Annotated in this window: 3 protein-coding genes; all 3 read left to right on the top strand. The window is 69.4% G+C overall.

What is annotated here, in order from left to right; translation table 11 throughout:
- Positions 1-1,349: flagellar hook-length control protein FliK (locus VMJ11_RS16055; protein ID WP_325620374.1), on the top strand; the 1,349-nt coding region annotated here is incomplete at its 5' end.
- 428 nt (positions 1,350-1,777) lie between these two features.
- Positions 1,778-2,281 (top strand): flagellar basal body-associated protein FliL, encoded by a 504-nt coding sequence (fliL, locus tag VMJ11_RS16050; RefSeq protein WP_325620373.1) that lies wholly within the window; start codon positions 1,778-1,780, stop codon positions 2,279-2,281.
- A gap of 97 nt (positions 2,282-2,378) precedes the next feature.
- Positions 2,379-3,377, top strand: a complete 999-nt coding sequence (gene fliM, locus VMJ11_RS16045) for a flagellar motor switch protein FliM (protein ID WP_325620375.1) — start codon at positions 2,379-2,381, stop codon at positions 3,375-3,377.
- Position 3,378: the final 1 nt, after the last annotated feature.

Raw genomic sequence — 3,378 nt, 5'->3', positions numbered from 1 at the left:
CCGGCAGCACCAGCAGCAGTGGCAGCAGTGGCAGCAGTGGCAGCAGTGGCAGCAGTGGCAGCAGTGGCAGCAGCGGCAGCAGCGGTAGCACCGGTAGCACCGGCAGCAGCGCGCAGACGGCGAGCACCAGCGGCGGGCAAGGCTCGCAGCGCGCGTCGGACGCCGATCATCATGCCCACGCTTCGCGCAGCCAGCGCGAGCAGGCCGAAGCCGCCGGCGCCCAGGCCGCCGCGGCGCAGGCGCAGCAAGCCCAGCAGGCGCAACAGGCCCAGCAGACGCAGACCGACCCGAACGCGACAGGCGACGCAAGCCAGCCGAGCAGCGGCAGCACGCTCGCGGGCGTGACCTCGGCTGCCGCAGCAGCCCCGGCAGCCGCCGGCGCGGGTACGACGAGCGACGGCACGGACACGGGAAGCGCCACGAGCACAACTGCGAAGTCGGTGCACGATGCGCTGCAAGCCGCGCTCGCGACGCTGCGCGGCGGCGCGGGCGCGCTCTCCGCGCATGCGGTCGCCGGCGCGCAGAGCGGCACGGCCGCCACTGCGGGCACAGGCACGAGCGCAGGCTCGGGCATCGCGAGCAGCTTCGCCTCGCACCTGAGCGCGACGGCCCAGAACAAGGCACTCGGCACGGCGGCCAACAGCACGGCAGGCGCGGACACGGCGGCTGGCGCGACGGCAACGGCGGCCAACGCCGCGAAGGCGGCGACCGACGCGCTCGCGGCGGCGGCCCAGCAGGCGAGCGCGAGCACGCAGGCCAACGGCGCGACCACCACCGCCACGGCGACCGACACGACCCAGGCTGCGGCCGCAGCCGCCGCAGCGGCGGCGCAGGCCCAGGCGGCGAGCGCGAGCGCCTCCGTTGCCAACCCGGCGGCAGCAGCGGCCGCGGCCAGCGCTTCTCTCGCGCCGCAAGTCGGGACAAGCGATTGGGAGGACGCGCTGAGCCAGAAGGTGGTGTTCCTTTCGAGCGCGCACCAGCAGTCGGCGGAACTCACGCTCAATCCGAAGGATCTCGGGCCGCTCCAGGTCGTGCTGCAGGTCACCGAGAGCCACGCGCACGCGCTCTTCGTCTCGCAGCACCAGCAGGTGCGCGAAGCGGTCGAAGCGGCGCTGCCGAAACTGCGCGAGGCGATGGAGCAGAACGGCATCGGCCTTGGCAGCGCGAGCGTGAGCGACGGCTTCTCGCGGCAGATGAACCAGCAGGCGCAGCAGGACGGCCGCGGCTCGGGCGGCTCCGGCTCCTCGGGTTCGGGCGGCACGGTGAGCGCGGCGGCCGACGACGACACGAGCACCACCACCGCGAGCGTCACGCAGCGCACCGTGGGGCTGATCGATACCTTCGCCTGACCCGCACGGCCACGCACGCCGCGCTCAGCACGCCGGCTGCACTTGCCATGCTCGCCGCGCCCGCCACGCGTCGCGGCGACGGTGGTGGTGGCGGCAACCGCTGCGGCTGCCGCCACGCGCGGTAACTGCTGCCGCTCCCGGCGCCCGCAATACCCGCTGCGGTTACCGGCGCCAGCGGCAACGGCCACGGCCACCGCTACCGCCACCGCTACCGGCACCTAGAGTGACTCCGCCGCGCCCGTAGCAGCTATGCCGCGCCTCGCGCGCGGCGTTCGCCATCGCGCGCAACAAAACCACGAGATAGCCGCAATTCCCCCGTCTATTCCTCCCATCGCTGAAAGGCAAAAGCCGGAACAATGCAAGCTGCCCGGACTGACCATCTGGTCGGACCTCCGGACCCACGCAAGCATCCAGGCTCACTTTCCGACATGGCGACCACGACCGCATCCCAGCAAGCCGCGCCCCAAAGCGCGAAACCCGGACCGATGAAGCGCATCCTCGTGATCGTGCTCATTGCGATCCTCGCCGCGGCCGCCGCGGGCGGCGCGACGTGGTTCTTCATGTCACGCCTCGAGGCGAGTGCGCCGAGCGCGCCGGCTGCGCCTCCTCCTGCCGTGCCCGTCTACTACGCGCTCGAGCCGATGACCGTCAACCTGCAGTCGGACGACGGCGAACAGCACTACCTGCGCATCGGCTTGACGCTCAAGCTCGACAGCCAGGCCACCCAGGACGCACTCGTCGCGCGCATGCCCGAGATCCGCAGCCGCGTGCTGCTCGCGCTCTCGAACAAGCACCCGTCCGACCTCGCGCCGCTCGACGGCAAGCGTGCGCTCGCCACCGAGCTCGCCGTGCTGATCTCGCAGCCGGCCGGCGCGAACGAAAAGCCCGTGCGCGTGGACGACGTGCTGTTCACCGAGTTCGTCGTCCAGTGAGCGTGGCGCACATGACCACTGCGATGTTCCGCGCGATGAACGCGATGGCCGCGCGCGCGCAATGCCTCGCGAGCCAGGAGGGCCAGGCATCATGACGATGAGTCACGACGAGTTCATGTCCCAGGAGGAGGTCGATGCCCTCCTCAAGGGCGTCACCGGCGAAGTCGATCAGGATGCGAGCCAGGCCGACAAGCAGGGCGTGCGCCCCTACAACATCGCGACGCAGGAACGGATCGTTCGCGGCCGCATGCCGGGCCTCGAAATCATCAACGAGCGTTTCGCGCGCCTCATGCGCGTGGGCATCTTCAATTTCATGCGCCGCACGGCCGAAATCTCGGTCGGCCCCGTGCGCGTGCAGAAGTACAGCGAGTTCACCCGCAACCTGCCGATCCCGACGAACCTGAACCTCGTGCACGTGAAGCCGCTGCGCGGCACGTCGCTGTTCGTGTTCGACCCGAACCTCGTGTTCTTCGTCGTGGACAACCTGTTCGGCGGCGACGGGCGCTTTCATACGCGCGTCGAGGGCCGCGACTTCACGCAAACCGAGCAGCGCATCATCGGCAAGCTGCTCAATCTCGTGTTCGAGCACTACACGACCGCGTGGAAAAGCGTGCGGCCGCTGCAGTTCGAATTCGTGCGCTCCGAAATGCATACGCAGTTCGCAAACGTTGCCACGCCCAACGAGATCGTGATCGTCACGCAGTTCTCGATCGAATTCGGCCCGACGGGCGGCACGCTGCACATCTGCATGCCCTACTCGATGATCGAGCCGATCCGCGACGTGCTCGCCTCGCCGCTGCAAGGCGAAGTGCTCGACGTGGACCGCCGCTGGGTGCGCGTGCTCTCGCAGCAGGTGCAGGCCGCCGAAGTCGAGCTCACGGCCGATCTCGCGCAGATCCCCGTGACGTTCGAGCAGATCCTGAACATGAAGAAGGGCGACGTGCTGCCCATCAACATCGCGGAGCACATCGTCGCCAAGGTGGACGGCGTGCCGGTGATGGAGTGCGGCTACGGAATTTTCAATGGTCAATACGCGTTGCGGGTCCAGAAGATGATCAGCGCAGCCGACACGATGAAGGAAGGTGGATATGAGTGAC

The sequence above is a fragment of the Paraburkholderia sp. genome (genome assembly GCF_035501035.1).
GTDB lineage: Bacteria > Pseudomonadota > Gammaproteobacteria > Burkholderiales > Burkholderiaceae > Paraburkholderia.
This window is presented reverse-complemented; position numbering and strand designations above follow the sequence as displayed.

What these genes read in the sequence shown, in the direction of transcription:
- fliL (WP_325620373.1), top strand. Translation starts at nt 1,778, where the DNA reads ATGGCGACCACGACCGCATCCCAGCAAGCCGCGCCCCAAAGCGCGAAA.
- fliM (WP_325620375.1), top strand. Translation starts at nt 2,379, where the DNA reads ATGAGTCACGACGAGTTCATGTCCCAGGAGGAGGTCGATGCCCTCCTC.